This is a genomic window from Azoarcus sp. KH32C, assembly GCF_000349945.1.
Classification (GTDB): Bacteria; Pseudomonadota; Gammaproteobacteria; order Burkholderiales; family Rhodocyclaceae; genus Aromatoleum.
On record NC_020516.1, the window covers coordinates 4,818,003 to 4,839,011 of the forward strand.

The window sequence follows — 21,009 nt, forward strand, 5'->3', positions numbered from 1 at the left end:
GGCGGGCGTGGCGCTCACTGGAACCTGACGATGTAGCGCATGCCGATGAAGTTCGCGTTCTCCTTCGGCTTGATCGACACGCTCGTGCGATCGACGGTCGTGCCGTAGGTGAAGGGCGACCCGTCGGCAAAGCTCCAGGTCCAGTCGTCGGTCTTCCACTGCTCGTGGATGAGGTCGAGCCGGACGTCCGCGTCCTTGGTGACGGCGTACTTCGCGAACATCGAGATCCGCACCAGCTTGTTCTCGATGTCGGGCAGCGGCACGGCCGTGACGCCGGCCGAGGTCGGATAGATCGCCTGCAAGCCGCCCAGGCCGGAAAGCGTCGCCGTTTCGTCGTAGAAGCTGCGTGTGCGCGTCCATTGCACGTCGGCGCCGACCTTGACCTTCTCGCCGAAGCCGCCGCGCAAGCCGAGGCCGACCGAATCGCCCTTGTCCTTGAGGACGGCATCCTTCTCCATTTCGAAGACCAGCGTCGTGCGGTCCCAACGGCCGGCAAGTTGGCGCGCGCGCGTCATGTCATGCGACAGCCAGCCGGTCAGCTGCCAGACGTCGCTGAGCGAGTAACGGGCATCGACCGACACCAGCGTCGCGCGGCCGTCGCGCAGCCCGTAGGGGCGCTCGTCCTTGTGGCCATACTCGTCCTGGGCGTCCTCGACATTGAACTGCAGGTTGAAGGCATTGACCGGCGCCCAGTCGAGCGACAGCCGCCACTTGTTGCGCGTGCGGTCCGCGAGGTGCAGCGGGTTGATCAGGTTGAAGATGTCGGCTTCCTGCGGCGGCACGTAGCTCGAACCGTCGCGCTTGCTGTACAGGTAGGTGACCGAGCCGTTGAGCGTGTCCGACATCGAACGCCGCAGTTGCAGCCGGTAGGTCGTCTCGTCGATCTGTTCGCGGTAGGGCACGTAGCGCTCGTTGATGAACTTGTTCACCGAGCGGTCCTGGTCCTTCACGTCGACGCCGGCGATCAGCTTGAAGCGCTCGGGCAACCGGTAGGAGGCCTCGAATTTGCCGCTCTTCGTCGTGTAGGAAAACGGCGTGTCATGCACGGTCGCGACGTGGGTCGTGTTGCTGCCGACGAAGCCGGCGATCGGCGTGCGGTCGTCAGAGTCGTAATAGCGCAGCATGCCGTTCAGCGTCAGGTCGCTCGTCGCGCGCGAGGTCAGCCCGAGCTCGACCAGCGAGTTCACGATCTTGCCGTCCAGGCTGCGCGGCGCATCGACGAAGCGGTTGTTCGGCGCCGCCAGATTCCAGGTCGGCAGGTTCTCGTCCTGCGTCGCGACGCTGCGCTGGAGCTTCAGCGTCGCGCGGGTCGAGGGCGTAAAGGAGTAGCCCGCGTTGATGAAGAACTGGTGCGCCTCGTTGTCGAGCGGCAGCGTCAGCGGCGTCGGATTCGGGCTGCTGACGCTGCCCGGCTGGGCCGCGCCCTTGATCGTCGCCATCACCAACGAGTCGTGATTGCCATACCAGCTGCCCGCGTAGCCACCCGCGAGCTGCAGGCGTTCGCCCGTGTATTCGACCGTGACGTCGAGCTGGCGCGTCGTGCTGTCGATCGGCTCGACGAGGAAATAGGGGTTGCTGCCCATGCCCCAGTTGCGCGTGCCGTCCTTCTCCTCGTTCTTGAAGCTGACCTTGAGGTCGACGTCGCGCATCAGGTTCTTGTAGAAGCCCGCCTGGAGCAGGTCACGTTGGACGCCGAGCCCGACGTTGCGCAAGGGCAGCGCATTGGCGCCAGAACCGCTGATCGTCATGTTCTCGTGGCCGATTCCCTGCAATCCGGTATGGATCTGCAGCGGATTGTCGCGGTCGATGCGCGAATAGCTCACCGAAGCCCCGATATTGCCCTGCTGCAGCACCTCGCCCCGGAACCGGCGGGTGTCGAGACCGAGGCGCTCGCCTTCGAAGGTGTACCAGGTGCCGCTCGCTTCGTCGCGCTTGCGGATGTCGGCATCGATCAGACCGTAGAAGCCGCGGCTGCGCATACCGTCGTAGATGCCTTGCTGGAAGCGGTCGTCGTTCCAGTGGCCGAGGCCGACCGAAACGCTGCTGTCGGGCTGCGACAACTGCCGGATCTCGGCGTCGTCGGCGGCGGCCGGTCCGTAGATGGCGAGCAGGGCCGTGGCCAGCGCGCTCAACCTGAATGCACTGTTGATGTTGTTCATCACGATCTCCCTGATCCCGTCAGCGACGGAAACGTCCGGCGGTGGCGTTGTTGATAGTGCTGTTGCCGCCGTGGATGTTGGTGTGGCAGTTCATGCAGCCGCGACCCGCGGTCCCGAGCAGCGCGGTGTTCGTGGTCGGCCCGGTGGGCACTCCCGCAAGCTGGCCCGGATGGCTCTCGTGGCTGTGGCATTCCTGACACAGGTAGGGAGGACGCGCCTTCAGCAGGTTCGGGATGTTCGTGCCGTGCGCGTTGTGGCAGATGCTGCAGTCCTCGGCGACCGGCTGGTGGTTATGCACAAAGGGACCGCGCTTTTCCATGTGGCAGGAGAAGCAGGTCTCGTTGACGCTCGCCTTGACGAGTTGCGAGGGGTTGTCGCCGTGGACGTTGTGGCAGGACGAGCAGCTGATCGCGCCTTCCGGCACCGGGTGGTGTGTCGGACGGAGGAATTGCGCGCGCTGTTCCTTGTGGCAGCCCATGCACACTTCGGGCTGGGTCGAGGCCTGCCGCACCTTGTCGTGGCCGTCGTGGATCTTGTGGCAGGAGGTACAGGTAACATCGCGCCGGCTGTGCGTGCTGTTCTGCCAGAAAATGCGGGTACTGCCCTGGTGACAGGCGAGGCAGGCCGCGTCGCGCGCTTCGGCGCTCGCGGGATTCTTGCTGCTGAAGCCGACATCGACCGGCGGGGCCGCCTTCGAGCCGCGCCCGGCCTCCTTGACGTGCCGCTCGCTCTCGCCGTGACAGGACACGCAGCTCGGCGTGCGCTTGTCGGCGACGGTGCCGTGCTTGGTCTTGCCGATCGCGAGCTGCTCGGGCGCGTCCGATTCGTCATGGCATTCGGTACAGCGCTTGTCGCCGCGCAGCACCAGCCCCTTGTCCTGATCCGCCGCCCGCTCGGGTGCCGCCGCCACGGGCGAGGCCAGCATGAAGATGCCGCCCAGCACGGCACACAGGGCGGCGAGCCGCCCCCATTCCCTTGGTCTCATTGCATCCTCCCTGGTATGTCGAGACGCGTAAAGAAACGGCCCCTTCAGGGGCCGTTGCTACTTGCCTAGCGAGCGAGAATCCATTTGATGAGCTCGCTCTTCTCTTGCGGGGAATCGGTCTTCAAGACCTTGTGTTCTTCTTCTGTGCCGTCCTCGAGCTTGACCTTCGGGGAATCGGTGAGATTGTGGTTGAGCTTTTCGACGGCGTCGGGCTTACCCTTGTACTTGGCGGCGATCTTCTCGTAGGACGGACCTTTCTTGGTTTTGTCGAGCGCGTGGCACTTGAAGCAGTCGTTGCTCTTGAGCAGCTTCTTGGCCGCGTCGTCGCTCATGCCGGCCGAGGCGCCGGCAGCAAAGGTCAGCAGGGCGGCACCGGCGAGGGCGGCGACGAGGCGGTGGCACGAGCGGTTTCCTGATTGCAGCACGATTGTTCCTCCTTTGCATCGAGGCACGCAGGGCCTTCAGTCACCCCGCGCAGGGTAGCTAGAGCTGATGCTGATACATTGACACACTTCGATACGCCGTCTCGAGTATTTTCTGGGCATATCTTGATGGCCGTCAAGCTGCATAGCAGCAAGCTGGACGGTCATTTCGGACCGTCAATGCGTGTTTCCCCATGATTTCTAGGGTTTTGCCCCAGTTAAAAATTTTGCAACTTCGACACATTACCGGCCCGCTTTGGCTCGCGGCGGAACTCTTTGCGGCGCCCGGGCCGGTCTCGGCAGATGCGGCCGAACCGGCGCTCGTCGCGATCGACGTCGGCCACAGCCTTGCGGCGCCCGGCGCGACGAGCGCCCGCGGGCGCCGGGAGTTCGAGTTCAACCGGGAGTTGGCGCAGGCGGTCGCGGCGGCACTGACGCGACTCGAGCTGCGTACCGTGATCGTCAATGAAGACGGGAAGATCGGCTCGCTCGCCGAGCGTCCGGCGCAGGTGCCGCACGCGGATCTGCTGATCTCGATCCACCACGACTCGGTGGGCGAGGAGGAATTGTCGGACTGGATGTGGGAAGGCCAGCCGCAGCGCTACAGCGACCGCTGGAAGGGGCACTCGCTATTCGTGTCGCGCCGCAATCCGGACCCGGAACGCAGCCTGCTGTGCGCCTCGGCGATCGGCGCACGGCTGCAGCGCGCGGGTTTCGAGCCGACGGACAAGAACGCGCGCCGGCGCGAATACGCGGACCCGCAGCACGCGGTGCATTACTACGACGACCTGGTTGTGCTGTACCGGGCGCAGCAGCCGGCGCTGCTGTTCGAAGCCGGCGTGATCCGGCATCGGGAAGAGGAACTGGCGCTGCGCGATCCGCAGCATCAGGCCGCGATGGCGAGCGAGATCGCCACCGGGGTCGCCGCCTGCCTGATGGCGGGGCGCTGAGCGGGGGCGGCCGGGCGCCGCGCCCCGCGCGGGCTCAGTCGACCCTCAGCTGACTTTTTGCCCGTGCTCGCGCGTCGCGTGGAAGGCGACCTTGGGCCACTTTTCCATCGTGACTTCGAGGTTGTAGCGGCTGGTCGCGAGGTACACGGGGTTGCCATCGACGTCCTTGCCGATGCGCATCGCCTGCTCGCGCTCGAAGTTGCGGCGCGTGACCTCGTCCGGGAAGGACAGCCAGCGCGCGGTGTGGATGTCGCAGGGCTCGAAGATCGCGTCGACCTTGTACTCGTCCTTCAGGCGCTGCGCGACGACTTCGAACTGCAGCTGGCCGACCGCACCGAGCAGCATGTTGCCGCCTTCCTGCTCGAAGACCTGGATCGCGCCTTCCTCGCCGAGCTCCTGCAGGCCCTTCTGCAGTTGCTTGGACTTCAGCGGGTCGCGCAGGCGCGCGGCACTGAAGAGTTCCGGCGAGAAGTAGGGGATGCCCTTGTAGCCGAGGTTCTCGCCTTCGGTGAGCGTATCGCCGATGTGGAGCTGGCCATGGTTGTGGATGCCGATGATGTCGCCGGCCACGCCGTCGTCCATCAACACGCGCTCGTTGGCCATGAAGGTCAGCGCATTGGCGAGTTTCATGTCGCGGCCCGCGCGCACGTGCTTGACCTTCATGCCCGAGCTGTAGCGGCCCGAGCAGATGCGGAAGAAGGCGATGCGGTCGCGGTGCTTCGGGTCCATGTTCGCCTGGATCTTGAACACGAAGCCGGTGAACGGCGCCTCGGCCGGCTGCACCTGGCGGCTGCCCGCGTCGCGCGGTTGCGGCGGCGGCGCCCAGTCGAGCAGCGCCTGCAGGATTTCCTGCACGCCGAAGTTGTTGATACCCGAGCCGAAGAACACCGGCGTCTGCTTGCCGGCGAGGAAGTCGCCGAGCGAGAACGGGGGCGAAGCGCCCTGGATCAGGTCGACTTCCTCGCGCAACTTGCCGACTTCGAGCGGAAAGAGCTCGTCGAGCTGAGCGTTGGCGATGCCCTTGATGACTTCGGCCTCGGTGCGCTTTTCCTCGCCGGCGGCGAAGCGCAGCACGCGGTCTTCGAGCAGGTGATAGACGCCGCGGAAAGTCTTGCCCATGCCGATCGGCCAGGTGATCGGCGCGCAATCGATCTTCAGCACGGACTCGATCTCCTGCAGCAGATCGAAGGTCTCGCGCACTTCGCGGTCCATCTTGTTCACGAAGGTGATGATCGGCGTGTTGCGCAGGCGGCACACTTCGAGCAGCTTGATCGTCTGCGCCTCGACGCCCTTCGCCGCGTCGATGACCATCACGGCGGCATCGACCGCGGTCAGCACGCGGTAGGTGTCTTCGGAGAAGTCCTGGTGGCCCGGCGTGTCGAGCAGGTTGATGGTGTGCCCCTGGTACTCGAACTGCATCACCGAGCTGGTCACCGAGATGCCGCGCTGCTTTTCGACTTCCATCCAGTCGGAAGTGGCGTGGCGGGCGCTCTTTCGCGCCTTGACGGTGCCGGCGAGCTGGATCGCGCCGCCGAACAGCAGCAGCTTTTCGGTCAGCGTGGTCTTGCCCGCGTCGGGGTGGGAGATGATGCCGAAGGTGCGGCGCTTCTCGACGTCGCGCAGCAGTTCGGGCGGATAGGGGATGTCGGCCATGATCGGATCGCAAAAAAACAAAGCCGCCAGCCGGTGCCGGCCTGGCGGGGACAATCGCAATTCTATCAAGGAATTAGGGGCGCTCGCAGGAGAATGGCGCGGAGCTGCGGGCAAGCGGCGCAAAATCTGCGATGATTCAGGAATATTTTTCCCGCTCACCAAGACTTCGACGACATGCCCCGAGCCACGCCCACGCTGCGCCAGCGCAAGATCTTCGCCCTCACCCGCATCCTCGGCGGCTTCGTCGCCGGCTGTTATCTCGCCTACGTCGTGGTCGCGAACCTCGTCGCCGGCGCGGCCTTCGACGGAACACTCAAATTCACGGCGCTGATCGCGATGGCAGGCTTCGCCTATGCGGCCTGGTATCTGCGCGACCTCAGCGCGATTGCGCGCGAGGAACAGCAAGGCGGCGACGCGGACAAGTCCTGATCGCGCGTGCCGGGTCGTCCCGGCCCGCTGCCATCGTTCAGCGCTTCGTCTCCGCGGCTTGATCGGCGACGTAGGGCTCGTGCAGCACGACCGGATGGGCGGCACGCTTGCGCATCCGGATGTTAAGCATCTCGACGGTGACCGAGAAGGCCATCGCGAAATAGATGTAACCCTTCGACACGTGCTGCCCGAAGCCTTCGGCGACCAGCACGACGCCGACGACCATTAGGAAGGACAGCGCGAGCATTTTCACGGTCGGGTGGTTCGACACGAAGTTGCCGATCGGCGCCGAGGCGACCATCATCAGGCCGACCGAGGCGACGACTGCGGACATCATCACGCCGAGGTTGCTGACCATGCCGATCGCCGTGATGATCGAGTCGAGCGAGAACACCAGGTCGATGACGATGATCTGCATGATCACCGCACTGAAGGTCGCCTTCACGGCGCTCGAGGCCTCACCCTCCTCGCCTTCGAGCAGTTGGTGGATCTCGCCGGTGCTCTTCCACAGCAGGAACAGACCGCCGCCGACCAGGATCAGGTCGCGCGCCGAGAAGCCGTGGCCGAACAGTCCAAACAGCGCCGAATCGAGTCCGGCGAGCCATGCGAGGACCGACAGCAGCCCGAGGCGCATGAACATCGCGAGGAAGAGGCCCAGCCGGCGCGCCATCGCGCGGCGCTCGGGCGGCAGCTTGTCGACCAGGATCGAAATGAAGATGATGTTGTCGATCCCCAGCACCAGCTCCAGCATCGTAAGGGTGAAGAACGCGATGATGAGCTGAGGATCGGTCAGGAATTCGGGCATGGCGGGACAGGTACAGGTGACGGGCGAAGCCCCCTGTATAGCATGCCAAGCGGGAAAACGCCGAATCGCGCAAGCTTAGAGACAGTTCCGAAATTCGTGATTGACGCCACAGGCCGCATCGAAAAGGCAGAAGCACGCGCCCGGATGACTATTACCAATGGGATAGAATGCGGGTATCCTCGCGTCTTTACGTTTTCTTACTTTTCTCGCATCCCAGCGCTCACGTCCTCGTCATTGCCGATGCGCCGCCTGCCCCGCCTCCCCCTGCTGCTGCTCGCCGCGACCTGTGCCGCGTGCGAGGCGCACGCCGGCGACGATCCCTATTTCGAGGAGCTGCCGCAGGTGCTCAGCGCCTCGCGCATGCCGCAAGCGTTGAACGAGGCGCCCGGCGCGGTCACGGTGATCGACCGCGAACTGATCGCCGCGACCGGCTACCGCGACCTCGCGCGCCTGCTGCGCCTGGTGCCCGGCATGCAAGTCGGGCAGGAGCGCGGGCATGCGCAATGGGTGACCTACCACGGCCTGTCGAACGATTTCCCGACCGAGATGCAGGTGCTGATCGACGGCCGCTCGGTGATCACGCCGAGCGCCTTCGGCGGCGTCGACTGGAGCGCGCTGCCGCTGACGCTGGACGAGATCGACCGCATCGAGGTCGTGCGCGGCACCAACGCGAGCGGCTTCGGCGCGAACGCCTTTCTCGGCGTGATCAACATCATCACGCGCGACAGTGCCGAAGACCAGGGCACGCGCGTGACGGTTCGCGCCGGTGACGACCGCCTGGCCGACGCCGAGGCGCGCTGGAGCGGCGGCAGCGGGCCCCTGACTTTGCGCATGAATGCGGCGAGCCGGCATGACCAGGGTTTCCGCGGCCTGCACGACACGCTCAACCGCGAGACGCTGGCCTTGCGCGGCGACCTGCAGGTGTCGCCGCAGGATGCGGTACTGCTTCGTATCGCGGCGACCGACGCCCGGCGGGGCGAAGGCTACGCGGACTCCGTTTTCGGCAACAACGCGCCGCGCACGACCGACAGCCGGGACCACACGCTGCACCTGCAATGGCAGCACACGCCGGGCGCCGACAGCGAGTGGCTGGTGAACTACTACCGCAACCACGAGCGCATCCGCGACGCGTGGTTCGCCTCCGCACCGCCGTTCTTCCCGGCCGTGCCGCTCGACCGCAACCGCAGCAGCATGCGCGACGACCTCGAGGTGCAGCACCGCCTCGCGCCGCATGACGACCTGCACTTCGTGTGGGGCGCCGAAGCCCGGCGCGACGAGGTCGACGCGCCCTTCCTGTTCTACGACGGCAACCCCGACCCGCAAAACCTCTTCCGCCTCTTCGGCAACGTCGAATGGCGCGTCCGCGAGACGCTGAGCTTCAACGCAGGCGGCGCACAGGAGAAGTATTCGGGGGCGCCATCGACCTTCAGCCCGCGCCTCTTCGCGAACTGGCAAGCGTCGCCGACCGACACGCTGCGCGCCGGCTACGCCCGCGCCTACCGCCAGCAGATTCCGTTCGAGCTTTTCGGCGACATCCGCGCGATCGATCCCGCGAGCGGGGCGGTGCTGGTGCGTCCCTTCCTGCCCAACCCGGATCTCGGCCAGACGCGCATCGACAGCCTCGAACTGGGCTACCTCGGCCGCTTCCCTTCGCTGCACATGACGCTCGACGTGCGTCTCTTCAGCGAGCGCATCCGCGACTTCATCGTGCGCGTGCCGCAGCCAGACCCGACGCCGGCGCCGCTGCTGTCGTCCTTCCTCGGTTCGACGCGCTACGAGAACCTCGATTCGCCGGTGATGGTCCGCGGCCTGGAGTACCAGCTCGTCGCGCAACCGCGCGTAGGGACAGAACTGCGGCTCGCGCACACGCTGCTCGCCCCGCGCAGCCACCAGTCCGCCATCGAGGACCGCAGCGCCCCCTATACTGCAAGCCTGAGCTGGCTGCAGGACTGGGCGCCGGGCTGGAAGAGCATGCTGAGCGTACTGCGCATCGGCTCGCTCGCGGGCGGCGACGGCTACGTGCCGCGCTTCCGCTACCTGTCTCGCCCCTACACGACGGTCGACGCCAATCTCAGCCATACGACCCGCGTCGGCCGCCACGACGTGCAATTCGCGCTGACCGCGCTGAACCTCGGTCCGCGCCATCAGGAAATTGCGGATCGTACCGAACAAGCGGCGAGCGGTGGCACGAAGCCCGTCAATCGCGCCAATCGCATCGTGTACGCGACGGCCACATTCGGATTCGACTGAAACCTTCCACCCATCGCCATGCAAGCATTCGTCCTACAACCCCACCCCGACACGCGAGACACGCCGGTCAAGGCCATCAGCGTGACGTTTTCGCGCGGGCGCGACGGCGCATTGACGCTGCGCTACCGCATCATCGGCGGGATCGACGGGATCCGCGTGCCCGCGGCGCGTTCACCCGCGCAGGCGGACGGGCTGTGGGCTCACACCTGCTGCGAGGCCTTCATCGGTGCTGCCGGCAGCACGGCCTACCGCGAATTCAACTTCTCGCCGTCCAGCGAATGGGCGGTCTACGACTTCGACGACTATCGGCTGCAGCGCGACAAGGCGCCTGGGCCGGTGGCGGCGCCCGGGATCACCTCGCGGAGCGAAGGCGGCGAGCTGCTGCTCGAAGCCGCGATCGAGGCCGCCGCGCTGCCCGCCGGCAACCTGCTGCAGCTCGGATTGTCGGCAGTCATCGAAACGACCGAGGGCGCGTTATCCTATTGGGCCCTGCGCCACCCCTCCGAGCGCCCCGACTTTCACCACCGCGACGCCTTCACCTTGACGCTGTCCCAGGCGTCGCGCTGATCGCGCCGCCAGCTGCCAGGACACAATGACTATCCGGTTCGGACTCGACCGCCTGCTCCAAGACCCCGCGCTGCGCCGCCCGCTCGCCGGCCGCCGCGTCGCGCTGCTCGCCCACCCCGCCTCCGTCACGCGCGAGCTCACGCACTCGCTCGACGCGCTCGCGGCGCTGCCCGAGCTCCAGCTCACCGCCGCCTTCGGCCCCCAGCACGGGCTGCGCGGCGACAAGCAGGACAACATGGTCGAGTCGCCGGACTTCACCGACCCGGTGCACGGCATCCCCGTCTTCAGCCTCTACGGCGAGGTGCGCCGGCCGACCGACGCGATGATGGATACCTTCGACGTGCTGCTCGTCGACCTGCAGGACTTGGGCTGCCGTATCTACACCTTCATCACGACGCTGCGCTACGTGCTCGAGGCCGCGGCGCACCACAAGAAGGCCGTGTGGGTGCTCGACCGTCCGAACCCGGCCGGCCGCCCGGTCGAAGGCCTGATGTTGCGCGAGGGCTGGGAGAGCTTCGTCGGCGCGGGCCAGATGCCGATGCGTCACGGGCTGACGATGGGCGAGCTCGCGCGCTGGTTCGTCGCGACACTCGGGCTCGACGTCGAGTGCGAGGTGATCGCGATGGAAGGCTGGCAGCCGGACGCCGCGCCGGGTTACGGTTGGCCGCTGGGCGAGCGGAGCTGGGTCAATCCGAGCCCGAACGCGCCGAACCTCTCGATGGCGCGCGCCTACGCCGGCACCGTGATGCTCGAAGGCACGACGCTGTCCGAGGGCCGCGGCACGACGCGCCCGCTGGAGCTCTTCGGCGCGCCCGACATCGACGCGCGCGCGATCCGCACCGAGATGCAGCGCCTCGCGCCCCACTGGCTCGCGGGCTGCGTGCTGCGCGAGTGCTGGTTCGAGCCGACCTTCCACAAGCATGCCGGCAAGCTCTGCAGCGGCCTGCAGATCCACGTCGAGGACCCGGCGCATTACGACCACGCCGCCTTCCGCCCATGGCGCCTGCAGGCGCTGGCGTTCAAGGCGCTGCGCCGGTTGCAGCCGGACTATGCGATCTGGCGCGATTTTACGTACGAATACGAACACGATCGGCTCGCCATCGACCTGATCAACGGCAGTCCGCTGCTGCGCACCTGGGTCGACGATCCGGCCGCGATGCCCGACGACCTCGATGCCCTGACCGCCCCCAACGAGGCGGCTTGGCTGGACGCGCGCGCACCCTTCCTGATTTATCCTTGAGCCGTCGGACGAAGGCCTACAATTCGTAACGCTGCCATTTGGCCACTGCCACCGGAGCCATCGCGATGAACGACGCCCTGCGCATCTTTGCATGCAATTCGAACCCCGCCTTGGCCAACGAAATCTGCGCGAAACTGGGGATCCCGCTCAGTCCGGTGGAGATCTCGCGCTTCTCGAACGACAACCTGCAGGTGCAGATCCGCGAGAACGTGCGCGAGCGCGACGTGTTCGTCGTGCAGGCCTTCACCGAGCCGGTCAGCGACCACATCATGGAACTGATGATCACGCTCGACGCGCTGCGCAGCGCCTCGGCGCGGCGCGTGACGGCGGTGATCCCGTACTATTCCTACGCCCGCTCGGACAAGAAGGACGCGCCGCGGATCTCGATCACCGGCCGGCTGATCGCCGACATGCTCATCACCGCGGGCGCGAACCGCGTGCTGACGATGGACTTGCATGCCGAGCAGGTGCACGGCTTCTTCAGCGTGCCGGTCGATCACCTGACGGCGATTCCCACCATTGCCGAGCATTTCCGCAGGAACCACGACCTCGCGAACATGGTGGCGGTGGCAACCGATGCGGGCGGCGCGAAGCGGGTCGGTCGCTTCTCGGAGCGGCTGGACATCCCGATGGCGATCATCGACAAGCGCCGCGTCGACGACACCTCGGTCAAGCAGGGCCACGTCGTCGGCGACGTGAAAGGGCGCGACGCGGTGATCTTCGAGGACGAAATCTCGACCGCCGGCACGCTCCTGTCGACGATCGAGACGCTGCGCGCCGCGGGCGCCCGCTCGGTCCACGCCGGCGCCGTGCACGGGGTGCTGTGCGGGCCCGCGATCGAACGGCTGCGCAACGCGCCGATCGAGTCGATCGTCGTCACGAACACCGTGCACATGCCGCCGGGCAAGCATCTCGACAAGATCACGCAGCTCACGGTGGCGCCGCTCTTCGCCGCGGCGATCGAGCGCATCCACAGCGGCGAGAGCGTCGGCGCGCTGTTCGAGTGATGCGTCGTCAGGTCTGGCCGTTCGCCGCGAGCCAGGCCTCGTAGCCGCCCTTGAGCGGCCGCACCGCCGTGTAACCCAGTTCCGTCAGCACGTGCGCGGCGCGCACGGCCGTGGCGTCGCCGGGGCAGGCACACATCGTGACAATCGGAGCCTGACGCGGCCAGTCGCCGACGGATTGCAGCAGGTTTTCGACGTCGGCCCGGGTCGCGAAGGCGATCGGCGCCGTCGATGCAATCATCGCCGGCCCGCGCAGGTCGAGGAAAAGCGGCGGCGCATCGGAGGCCATCGCCTCGATCAGTTCCAGCGGCGTCACGTGCGGGATCGCGGCGAGCTTCATGAAGCGGTAGCGCTGCCATAGCTTCCACGCAAGCCACAGCGCGAGCGCGAGGCCGCCCGCGACGGCCATCGTCCTGCCGTGGCGGCTCATCGTGAGGAGCGCGTCCTGCAGCTCGTCGCGCAGGAGCCAGCCGACGACGATCGCCCCGCCCGCCCACAACGCGGCCCCCGCGGCCGCGGCGAGCAGGAAGCCCGGCAGCCGCATGCGCAGCGAGCCGGCGATCGGTGGCGCGACGGTCGAAAATCCCGGCACGAACTTCGCAATGACGAGCGACCATAGGCCCCAGCGCTGGAACCGCGCCTCGGTCTGCGTGACGCAGGAATCCGGGTTGATCGACAGCCGGCACAAGCCGGTCAGCACGCGGTAACCGAAGAAGCGGCCGCCGGCGTACCACGCGGCGTCGGCGAGGAGCGAGGCCAGCACGGCCGCCGCGAGCATCGCAGCCGCCTGCGCCGGCGACGCGGCGAGGCTGCCCGCGACGAGCAAGGTGGGCACCGCCGGCACGGGCAGGCCCGCTTGCTGCAGCAGCACGTTCAGGAACACGACCCATACGGCGTCGCGCTGAAGCGCTTCGGTGATCTGGCTGAGGTCCATCGCTTGCGCGCCGTCCCGCGCAACAGGTGCGAAATGAAAGAACCCCGATTCTCGCCTGAAAACCGGGGTTCCGCATCGGCCGATGAAGGCGCGGTCAGTTTCGCTCGGGTTCGCCCTTCAGTCCTCGTACCAGGGCTTTCGAGCCGTCGCGGGCGGCATGGCCGATCGTAACGCCGGTGCGCTTCATCGCGTCCCAGGTCACGACCGCGGCATCGCGCGCGGTATGGCCGATCGTGCGGCCCGCGTTCGCGGCGCCGTGGCCGATCTCGCGGCCGGCATCGCGCGCGCCGGTGCCAATGTCGTGCATCGTCGAGCCGACGCCATGGCCGGCTTCCTCGGCCGTCGTCGAGCCGTTGCCGGACTCCTCGGCCGCAGCCGACAACGGGATCAGCGCAGCGAGTGCGATCGCACCTGCGGCGACGAAGCGGATGATTGAAGCCGGCTTGCGAGACCGGCTGGATCGAATGCGTGTATGCATGATCGGGTCTCTCCTGATGAGCGGCCGCGGGATTACGGCCTGCATAAATGAAAGACCGGCGTGGCGAAGAGACGTTCAGGCGGCGCCCGAGCAATCCCTGTTCCCGCTGGGCTATCTGCAGTTTACGTTGCCCGAAACCGGGGGACGGTAAGAAGGCGTAACCTCCGCCCGTCCCCTCCGACCTCTTACAGGATCGGCGCCAGCCAGCGCGCCGCCTCACCGACCGTCATGCCGGTGCGCTTGGCCCAGTCCTCGAGCTGGTCGCGGCCGATCTTCGGGATCGCGAAGTAGCGCGCCTCCGGGTGCGCGAGGTAGAAGCCGCTGACTGCGGCCGCCGGGCTCATCGCGAAGGATTCGGTCAGCGTCATGCCGGTGTTTTTGGTCGCATCAAGCAGCGCGAAGAGGCCGCCCTTCGCCGTGTGGTCCGGGCAAGCCGGGTAGCCCGGCGCCGGGCGGATGCCGCGGTATTCCTCGTGGATCAGCGCGTTGTTGTCGAGGGATTCGTCGGCCGCATAGGCCCAGAACTCCTTGCGGACGCGCCAGTGCAGCCACTCGGCGCAGGCTTCCGCCAAGCGGTCGGCGAGGCTCTTCAGCATGATGGCGTGGTAGTCGTCGTGCGTCGCCTCGAACTCGGCGAGCTTCTTCTCGATGCCGATTCCGGCGGTGACCGCGAACGCGCCAGCGTAGTCCGCGACGCCCGATTCCTTCGGTGCGACGAAGTCGGACAGGCAGTAATGCGGCTTGTCCGACGGGCGCTCGTGCTGCTGGCGCAGGCCATGCCAGTGCATCAGCGGCTCGCTCCGCGACTCGTCGGCGTAGAACGCGATGTCGTCGCCGACGCGGTTCGCCGGGAAGAGGCCGAACACGGCGCGCGCTTCGAGCCAGTCTTCGGCGACGATTCTTTCGAGCATCGCCTGGCCGTCCTTGAAGACGCCGCGCGCGGTCTCGCCGACGAGCTCGTCGTCGAGGATCTTCGGGAAGCTGCCGGCGAGGTCCCAGGTCTGGAAGAAGGGCGCCCAGTCGATGAACTCGAGGAGTTCCGCCAGCGGCACGGCGAGCGCCTGCACGCCGAGGGTTTTGGGCCTAGTCGGCACGTAGCCGGGGACGCTGTCCCAACGGAAGGCGTTCGCGCGCGCGGCCTCCAGGCTCACGAGCTGCACGCCCTTCTTGTTCGCGTGCTGGGCGCGGATCTTGTCGTAGTCGGCGGCGAGCTGGGCCTTGAAATCGGCCGCGCCACCTTCGGACAGGAGCGCCGTGACGACGCCGACCGCGCGCGACGCATCCGGCACATAGACGACCGGCTGGCCGTAATGCGGCGCGATCTTGATCGCGGTGTGCGCGCGGCTCGTCGTGGCGCCGCCGATCAGCAGCGGCACGTCGAAGCCCTGGCGCTGCATCTCGGCCGCGACGTGGCTCATTTCCTCGAGCGAGGGCGTGATCAGGCCCGACAGGCCGATCGCCTGCGCGCCATGCTCGCGCGCGGCGTTGAGGATCTTCTCCGCCGGCACCATCACGCCGAGGTCGATCACTTCATAGCCGTTGCAGCCCAACACGACGCCGACGATGTTCTTGCCGATGTCGTGCACGTCGCCCTTCACGGTCGCCATCACGATGCGGCCCTTGGAGGCCGCGCCGGTGCGGAGCTTCTCGGCCTCGATGAAGGGGATCAGGTGCGCAACCGCCTGCTTCATCACGCGTGCGGACTTCACGACCTGCGGCAGGAACATCTTGCCCGCGCCGAAGAGGTCGCCGACGACGCTCATGCCGGCCATCAGCGGCCCTTCGATCACCGCGAGCGGCGGCTTGCCTGCGGCTTCGAGCTTCGCGCGGACCTCTTCGGTGTCGGCGACAACGAACTCGGTGATGCCCTTCACGAGCGCATGCGACAGCCGCTCCTCGACCGACAGCGCGCGCCACGCGAGATCCGGCCCGGCGTTCTTGGCCTTGCCCTCCTTGACGCCCTGCGCGAACTCCACGAGCGCCTCGCCCGCACCGGCGTTGCGGTTCAGCACCACGTCCTCGACCTTCTCGCGCAACGCGGGATCGAGGTCGTCATAGACGCCGAGCATGCCGGCGTTGACGATGCCCATCGATAATCCGGCCTTGATCGCGTGGTACAGGAACACCGTGTGGATCGCCTCGCGCACCGGGTCGTTGCCGCGGAAGCTGAAGGAGACGTTCGACACGCCGCCCGAGGTCTTGGCAAAAGGCAGGTTGGCCTTGATCCACGCCACCGCGTTGATGAAATCGACGGCGTAGTTGTCGTGCTCCTCGATGCCGGTCGCGATCGCGAAGATGTTCGGGTCGAAGATGATGTCTTCGGGCGGAAAACCGATTCCGGTCAGCAGGTCGTAGGCGCGCTTGCAGATCTCGGTTTTGCGGGCGTAGGTGTCGGCCTGGCCCTTCTCGTCGAAGGCCATCACGATCACCGCCGCGCCGTACTGGCGGCACAGCCGCGCCTGACGCAGGAACTCGGCCTCGCCTTCCTTCATCGAGATCGAGTTGACGACGCCCTTGCCCTGGATGCACTTGAGGCCCGCTTCCATCACGCTCCACTTCGACGAGTCGAGCATGATCGGCACGCGCGAGATGTCCGGCTCGGACGCGATGAGCTTGAGGAAGCGCTCCATCGCGGCGAGCGAATCGAGCATCGCCTCATCCATGTTGATGTCGATGACCTGCGCGCCGTTCTCGACCTGCTGGCGTGCGACCGCCAGCGCGTCGTCGAAGCGGCCTTCGAGGATCATGCGTGCGAAGGCCTTGGAGCCGGTGACGTTGGTGCGCTCGCCGACGTTCACGAAGAGGCTGTCGGCGCCGACGTTGAAGGGTTCGAGGCCGGACAGGCGGAGCTTCTTCTCGACCTCCGGCACCTTGCGCGGCGCGATGTCCGCGACGGCCTCAGCGATCGCGGCGATATGCGCCGGCGTCGTGCCGCAGCAACCGCCGACGATGTTCACGAGGCCGGCTGCGGCCCATTCGCGGATCGCGGTCGCGAGCTGCTCGGGCGTCTCGTCATAGCCGGTCGGCGCGAGCGGGTTCGGCAAACCCGCGTTCGGGTGCGCGGAGACGTGCGTGTCGCAGACATTCGACAGGTCCTCGACGTACTGGCGCAATTCCTTCGCGCCGAGCGCGCAGTTGAGGCCGAAGGAGATCGGCCGCGCATGCGCGAGCGAGTTCCAGAAGGCTTCCGCGGTCTGGCCCGAGAGCGTGCGGCCGGAGGCGTCGGTGATCGTGCCCGAGATCATCACCGGCACGCGGCGATCCATTTCGGCAAAGAGCTTCTCGACCGCGAATACCGCGGCCTTGGCGTTCAGCGTGTCGAAGATCGTCTCGATCAGCAGCAGGTCCGCGCCGCCTTCGAGGAGGCCGCGCGCCGAATCGTAGTAGTCGTCGACGAGCGCATCGAAGCTGATGTTGCGGAAGCCCGGGTCGTTCACGTCAGGCGAGATCGACAGCGTGCGCGAGGTCGGTCCGAGCACGCCGGCGCAGTAGCGCGGCTTCGCCGGATCCTTCGCGGTGTATTCGTCGCACAGCTCGCGCACGAGACGGGCGCCGGCGACGTTGATCTCGTAGGCGACGTCAGCGAGCCCGTATTCGGCCTGCGACACGCGCGTGCCGTTGAAGGTGTTGGTCTCGATGATGTCCGCGCCGGCCTCGAGGTAGGCGCGGTGGATGCCGGCGACGACCTCGGGGCGGGTCAGCACCAGCAGGTCGTTGTTGCCCTTGAGGTCCTTCGGATGCGCACGGAAGCGTTCGCCGCGGTAGTCCGACTCGCCCAGCTTGTGCTGCTGGATCATCGTCCCCATCGCGCCGTCGAGGATCAGGATGCGGCGGGCGAGAAGGTCGCGGATTTCGTTGGAGCGGTCGGCTTGCATTGTCTACCTCGGTCGATTCAAGCACCGGGCGGAGGCCGCGAAAGCGCAAAAGCAAACGGCGCGGCAAACCCCGGTGGTGGTTTGCGAGCGCCGTTGTTCGGTTGCCGAGCCTGGCCCGCAGATATCGGGTCGCAACGCTCCTCGGCAAGGAGGCTGATTCTATGGAAATTTCGGACGCGTGCCAAGGCGGAAGAGAGTTGGAGCTGACGCGTCGATGAAATTCGGTTATACCTCGCGGCGCCCGTCATTCGAAAGGAATCCCGCTTGCGCCGTCCAGCCTTGTTTTGCGCCCCACTCTGCCGGAGCGCGCAATGAGCCTCGTCATCGGGCTCGTCGTCGGACTGGTACTGGGCCTGACCGGGGCCGGCGGGTCGATCTTCGCCGTGCCGCTGCTGATGGCGGGGCTCGGGTGGTCGATCACGGAGGCCGCGACCGTCTCGCTGCTCGCGGTCGCGATCTCGGCCGCAGTCGGCACCGCGATGGCGTGGAAGCACAGCTACGTGCGCTACCGCGCGGCGACGCTGATGGCGGTCGTCGGCATGCTCGTCGCGCCGATCGGCATCCGCGCCGCCGACGGGATGCCGCCGGCGAATCTGGCGCTGATCTTCTCGCTGGTGCTCGTCGTCGTTGCGATCCGCATGTTCCTCGGCGCGAGGGCGTCGAAGGAGGACGCAGCGGTCGTGCGTTCGGCGGTCGCGGGCGAGGGGCGGTCGTCGGCCGGACGGGTCGGGAGCGTGAATCCCGCCACCGGGCGCCTCGTCTGGTCGCGCGCGGTCGCCCTCACCGTCTCGCTGATCGGCGCCGCGACGGGCTTTTTGTCGGGCATGCTGGGTGTCGGCGGCGGCTTCGTGATCGTGCCCGCGCTGCGCGCAACCTTGCCGCTGTCGATGCACTCCGCGGTCGCGACTTCGCTGATGGCGATCGCGCTGACGAGCTCGATCACCTTCGTCACCTGCATCCTCCAGGGCCGAATCGTGCCCTTGCTCGCGGCAGTCCCCTTCGTCGCGGGGTCGGTGCTGGGCATGGTGCTGGGGCGCCGGGTCGCGCCGCGGATTTCCGGCCCGTATCTTCAGCAGGGATTCGCCATCGCCGCCGGGATCGTTGCGCTCGTCATGGCCTTCAAAGCCTGGAGCGCGATGTAAAACGACGGCGAGAGCGGCTGCCCTCCTGCGGCTTAGCTGTTCTCCCGCCAGTCGAAGTCCATCTGGCGCGCAGTCCGCTCCGCAAGCTCGCGGCCGGCGATGCGTTCGACGAGGTGCAGGCACATGTCGATGCCGGCCGAGATGCCCGCCGACGTCACGATTGCGTCTTCGTCGACCCAGCGCACGCCGATCCGGACGTCGAGTTGCGGGAACATTTCGCGCAGGTCGGCAACGTCCTCCCAGTGCGTCGTCGCCGACTTCCCATCGAGCAGCCCGGCCTGCGCGAGCAGGAAGGCGCCTGTGCACACGGACGCGGTCAGGCGCGTGCGACCGGCGGTAGCCCCGATCCAGGACGCGACGGCCGGCACCTCGAGTTCCTGCGTGACGACGCCGCCCGGCACGATGAGGATGTCGATCGGCGGATGGTCGACAAAGTCGTGGTCGGGATGGATCTCGAGCCCGGCGCGGGCGCGCACCGGGGCGCCCGTGCGGCCGATCGTGAATACCGAGAACAGCTCGGGCGCCGCCGGCGCGCCACGCCGGTGCATGCGCGAAGCGGTCGTGAAGACCTCGTAGGGTCCGGCAAAGTCGAGAACCTCGACGTCATCGAAAACGAAGATGCCAACGCTGGTCGTCACGGAATCTCCTGGCTGCAGAAAAAAGGGGACGCAATTAGTGGTGGTGATGCCCAGCCGCCTCGGGCTGGGGCGGCGCGTAACCGGGGCCGTCGCGGCAAGCAGCCGTCATGGTGCACCGTTCGGTCGGATGGCTCTGGGCTACGATTGGACTTGATCCCGCCGTCAGCGTGGATACCCGGCATCCCGGCAACCGTCTTACCCCTTGTGCAGCCTTCGTTCGAGGCGGGTCATCCAGTCCACGTGCCGGCGTGCCTGCTTGCCCGCCCGGTCGACGTGCTTCGCCACCGCCTTCTGCACCAGGGCGTAGAAGGCGACCAGATCCAGCTGCGGATAGTCGTCCAGGACCCCGTTGTCCTGGAAAAACTCGGCGATCCACCGTGAATCCAGTTCGTCACGCCCGGTCTCCCGAATGTACTCCGCCGCGGCAATTTCGACATAGTCGGTAAGTTTGGGCACTCGTCTCATGATCGACTCACGTGCTGGGGGCGATTCAGTCGGTGCGCTGGCCCATCACGACCACAAGCCGGCCGCTCGTGGACACCGTCAACCATGCGCCCGATTAGGACACGAGCCGGGATCCGAGGTTTCGCCCATGCCCGAATGCCGCTTCGCGACATTGACTATGATGAATCAAGCGTCTGTCCCCATATCCCGCAAGGAGAAGCCATCATGCAAAGCAGCGACGCGATCCTCGCCCGGATTCATGGCGCCTTGACGCACGAGACGCATCTCGACCCGGTCCGCCATCGGATCGAAGTGAATGTAGCCGGCCGCACCGTAACATTGTCCGGCGACGTGCCCGGCATTGCCAGCAAGCGGCTCGCCGTCGATGCCGTATCGGCCCTGGATGGTGTGGCCGAGGTCATCGATCGGCTCCGGCTCGCGTCCGCCTCGGCGGTGGGCGACGGGGCGATCCGGGACGCCGTCTCCAAGTGGTTGTCGCGCGACGTCGATTTCATCAACTGCACGCTACGCGTCCTCGCCACGGGTCGCCTGGAAGTGCTGCGCGAAGCGCGCGAGGATTCCTGCGGCGCCATGGATATCGCGGTGGACGACGGCGTGATCACGCTGAGCGGCCATGTGATCAGCCTGTCGCACAAGCGCCTGGCGGGCGTGCTCGCCTGGTGGGCGCGGGGCGGCCGCGACGTGGCGAACCTCCTCGAAGTCAGACCGGCGGAAGAGGACTCCGACGAGGAAGTCATCGACGCGCTGCGCCTTGCCCTGGAAACCGACCCGCTGGTCCACGCCGATCAGATCGTCATCGTCAGCCGCAACTTCATCGTCACGCTGAAGGGTTTCGTGGCCACCGAGGAGGAACGCCGCCACGCCGAGCTGGACGCCTGGTATCTGCACGGGGTCAGGCGAGTGCTCAACGAGATCGAGGTCCGGGCTTAGCGCTCGGCTCCTTGCCGGCGGCCGGAAACGGTTACCGACGCGCCGCCGGTTTCGGAAGAAGCGGCGGCGCACTGGCGTTTCCC

18 protein-coding genes and 1 riboswitch are annotated in these 21,009 nt (G+C 66.9%); of the genes, 8 read left to right on the forward strand and 10 right to left on the reverse strand.

Translation table 11 applies throughout. The features are described from left to right. Positions 1 to 14: 14 nt before the first annotated feature. The 3 genes from AZKH_RS21675 to AZKH_RS21685 all read right to left on the reverse strand — a co-directional run bounded on the left by AZKH_RS21675 (position 15) and on the right by AZKH_RS21685 (position 3,569). The gene (locus AZKH_RS21675; protein WP_015437949.1) at positions 15 to 2,159 is read right to left on the reverse strand and encodes an MtrB/PioB family decaheme-associated outer membrane protein; all 2,145 of its coding nucleotides are present in this window, start codon (positions 2,157 to 2,159) and stop codon (positions 15 to 17) included. A gap of 19 nt (positions 2,160 to 2,178) precedes the next feature. Further along, positions 2,179 to 3,144, reverse strand: a complete 966-nt coding sequence (locus AZKH_RS21680) for a DmsE family decaheme c-type cytochrome (RefSeq protein ID WP_015437950.1) — start codon at positions 3,142 to 3,144, stop codon at positions 2,179 to 2,181. A 65-nt stretch (positions 3,145 to 3,209) separates the two neighbouring features. Continuing rightward, complete coding sequence (locus tag AZKH_RS21685) at positions 3,210 to 3,569, reverse strand: c-type cytochrome (RefSeq protein WP_015437951.1); 360 nt, start codon at positions 3,567 to 3,569, stop codon at positions 3,210 to 3,212. 224 nt (positions 3,570 to 3,793) lie between these two features. Here AZKH_RS21685 and AZKH_RS21690 point away from each other — a divergent pair, with 224 nt between their 5' ends. After that, a complete protein-coding gene (locus tag AZKH_RS21690) occupies positions 3,794 to 4,516 on the forward strand; it encodes an N-acetylmuramoyl-L-alanine amidase (protein WP_015437952.1) in 723 nt (240 codons plus the stop codon). A gap of 45 nt (positions 4,517 to 4,561) precedes the next feature. Here the strand turns inward: AZKH_RS21690 and AZKH_RS21695 are convergent, their stop codons facing one another. Next, positions 4,562 to 6,169 carry a peptide chain release factor 3 gene (locus AZKH_RS21695; RefSeq protein ID WP_015437953.1) on the reverse strand — a complete coding sequence of 536 codons (1,608 nt, stop codon included), beginning with the start codon at positions 6,167 to 6,169 and terminating at the stop codon, positions 4,562 to 4,564. A gap of 174 nt (positions 6,170 to 6,343) precedes the next feature. On the opposite strand from AZKH_RS21695, the gene AZKH_RS21700 reads away from it, so the two are divergent. Continuing rightward, positions 6,344 to 6,598: a hypothetical protein gene (locus AZKH_RS21700; RefSeq protein WP_015437954.1), complete on the forward strand. Its 255-nt coding sequence runs from the start codon at positions 6,344 to 6,346 to the stop codon at positions 6,596 to 6,598. 37 nt (positions 6,599 to 6,635) lie between these two features. Here AZKH_RS21700 and AZKH_RS21705 read toward each other — a convergent pair whose 3' ends face one another. Next, positions 6,636 to 7,403, reverse strand: a complete 768-nt coding sequence (locus AZKH_RS21705; protein WP_015437955.1) for a TerC family protein — start codon at positions 7,401 to 7,403, stop codon at positions 6,636 to 6,638. Between the two features lie 240 nt (positions 7,404 to 7,643). Here AZKH_RS21705 and AZKH_RS21710 point away from each other — a divergent pair, with 240 nt between their 5' ends. From AZKH_RS21710 to AZKH_RS21725, 4 genes are all read left to right on the forward strand, one after another. After that, the gene (locus AZKH_RS21710; RefSeq protein ID WP_015437956.1) at positions 7,644 to 9,653 is read left to right on the forward strand and encodes a TonB-dependent siderophore receptor; all 2,010 of its coding nucleotides are present in this window, start codon (positions 7,644 to 7,646) and stop codon (positions 9,651 to 9,653) included. Positions 9,654 to 9,671: 18 nt separating this feature from the next. After that, complete coding sequence (locus AZKH_RS21715) at positions 9,672 to 10,220, forward strand: DOMON-like domain-containing protein (protein WP_015437957.1); 549 nt, start codon at positions 9,672 to 9,674, stop codon at positions 10,218 to 10,220. 25 nt (positions 10,221 to 10,245) lie between these two features. After that, complete coding sequence (locus AZKH_RS21720) at positions 10,246 to 11,460, forward strand: exo-beta-N-acetylmuramidase NamZ domain-containing protein (RefSeq protein ID WP_015437958.1); 1,215 nt, start codon at positions 10,246 to 10,248, stop codon at positions 11,458 to 11,460. A 65-nt stretch (positions 11,461 to 11,525) separates the two neighbouring features. Beyond that, positions 11,526 to 12,467, forward strand: coding sequence for a ribose-phosphate pyrophosphokinase (locus tag AZKH_RS21725; RefSeq protein ID WP_015437959.1), 942 nt, complete (start codon positions 11,526 to 11,528; stop codon positions 12,465 to 12,467). A gap of 7 nt (positions 12,468 to 12,474) precedes the next feature. On the opposite strand, the gene AZKH_RS21730 is transcribed toward AZKH_RS21725, so the two are convergent. The 3 genes from AZKH_RS21730 to metH all read right to left on the reverse strand — a co-directional run bounded on the left by AZKH_RS21730 (position 12,475) and on the right by metH (position 17,751). Then, positions 12,475 to 13,398 (reverse strand): VTT domain-containing protein, encoded by a 924-nt coding sequence (locus AZKH_RS21730; protein WP_015437960.1) that lies wholly within the window; start codon positions 13,396 to 13,398, stop codon positions 12,475 to 12,477. A gap of 94 nt (positions 13,399 to 13,492) precedes the next feature. Continuing rightward, positions 13,493 to 13,876, reverse strand: a complete 384-nt coding sequence (locus AZKH_RS21735) for a hypothetical protein (protein WP_197538739.1) — start codon at positions 13,874 to 13,876, stop codon at positions 13,493 to 13,495. Positions 13,877 to 14,061: 185 nt separating this feature from the next. Then, positions 14,062 to 17,751 (reverse strand): methionine synthase, encoded by a 3,690-nt coding sequence (metH, locus tag AZKH_RS21740; RefSeq protein ID WP_015437962.1) that lies wholly within the window; start codon positions 17,749 to 17,751, stop codon positions 14,062 to 14,064. 78 nt (positions 17,752 to 17,829) lie between these two features. Beyond that, positions 17,830 to 17,900, reverse strand: a riboswitch (S-adenosyl-L-homocysteine riboswitch). A 162-nt stretch (positions 17,901 to 18,062) separates the two neighbouring features. Between metH and AZKH_RS21745 the strand changes: the two genes are divergently transcribed. Further along, complete coding sequence (locus AZKH_RS21745) at positions 18,063 to 18,893, forward strand: sulfite exporter TauE/SafE family protein (protein WP_015437963.1); 831 nt, start codon at positions 18,063 to 18,065, stop codon at positions 18,891 to 18,893. 32 nt (positions 18,894 to 18,925) lie between these two features. Here AZKH_RS21745 and AZKH_RS21750 read toward each other — a convergent pair whose 3' ends face one another. Next, positions 18,926 to 19,531 (reverse strand): DJ-1/PfpI family protein, encoded by a 606-nt coding sequence (locus AZKH_RS21750; RefSeq protein WP_015437964.1) that lies wholly within the window; start codon positions 19,529 to 19,531, stop codon positions 18,926 to 18,928. A 195-nt stretch (positions 19,532 to 19,726) separates the two neighbouring features. Then, entirely contained in the window at positions 19,727 to 19,996 is a 270-nt protein-coding gene (locus AZKH_RS21755; RefSeq protein ID WP_197538740.1) for a hypothetical protein, read from the reverse strand. 204 nt (positions 19,997 to 20,200) lie between these two features. Between AZKH_RS21755 and AZKH_RS21760 the strand changes: the two genes are divergently transcribed. Continuing rightward, on the forward strand, positions 20,201 to 20,926 hold the full coding sequence (locus tag AZKH_RS21760) for a BON domain-containing protein (RefSeq protein WP_041656486.1): 726 nt from the start codon (positions 20,201 to 20,203) through the stop codon (positions 20,924 to 20,926). Positions 20,927 to 21,009 lie beyond the last annotated feature (83 nt).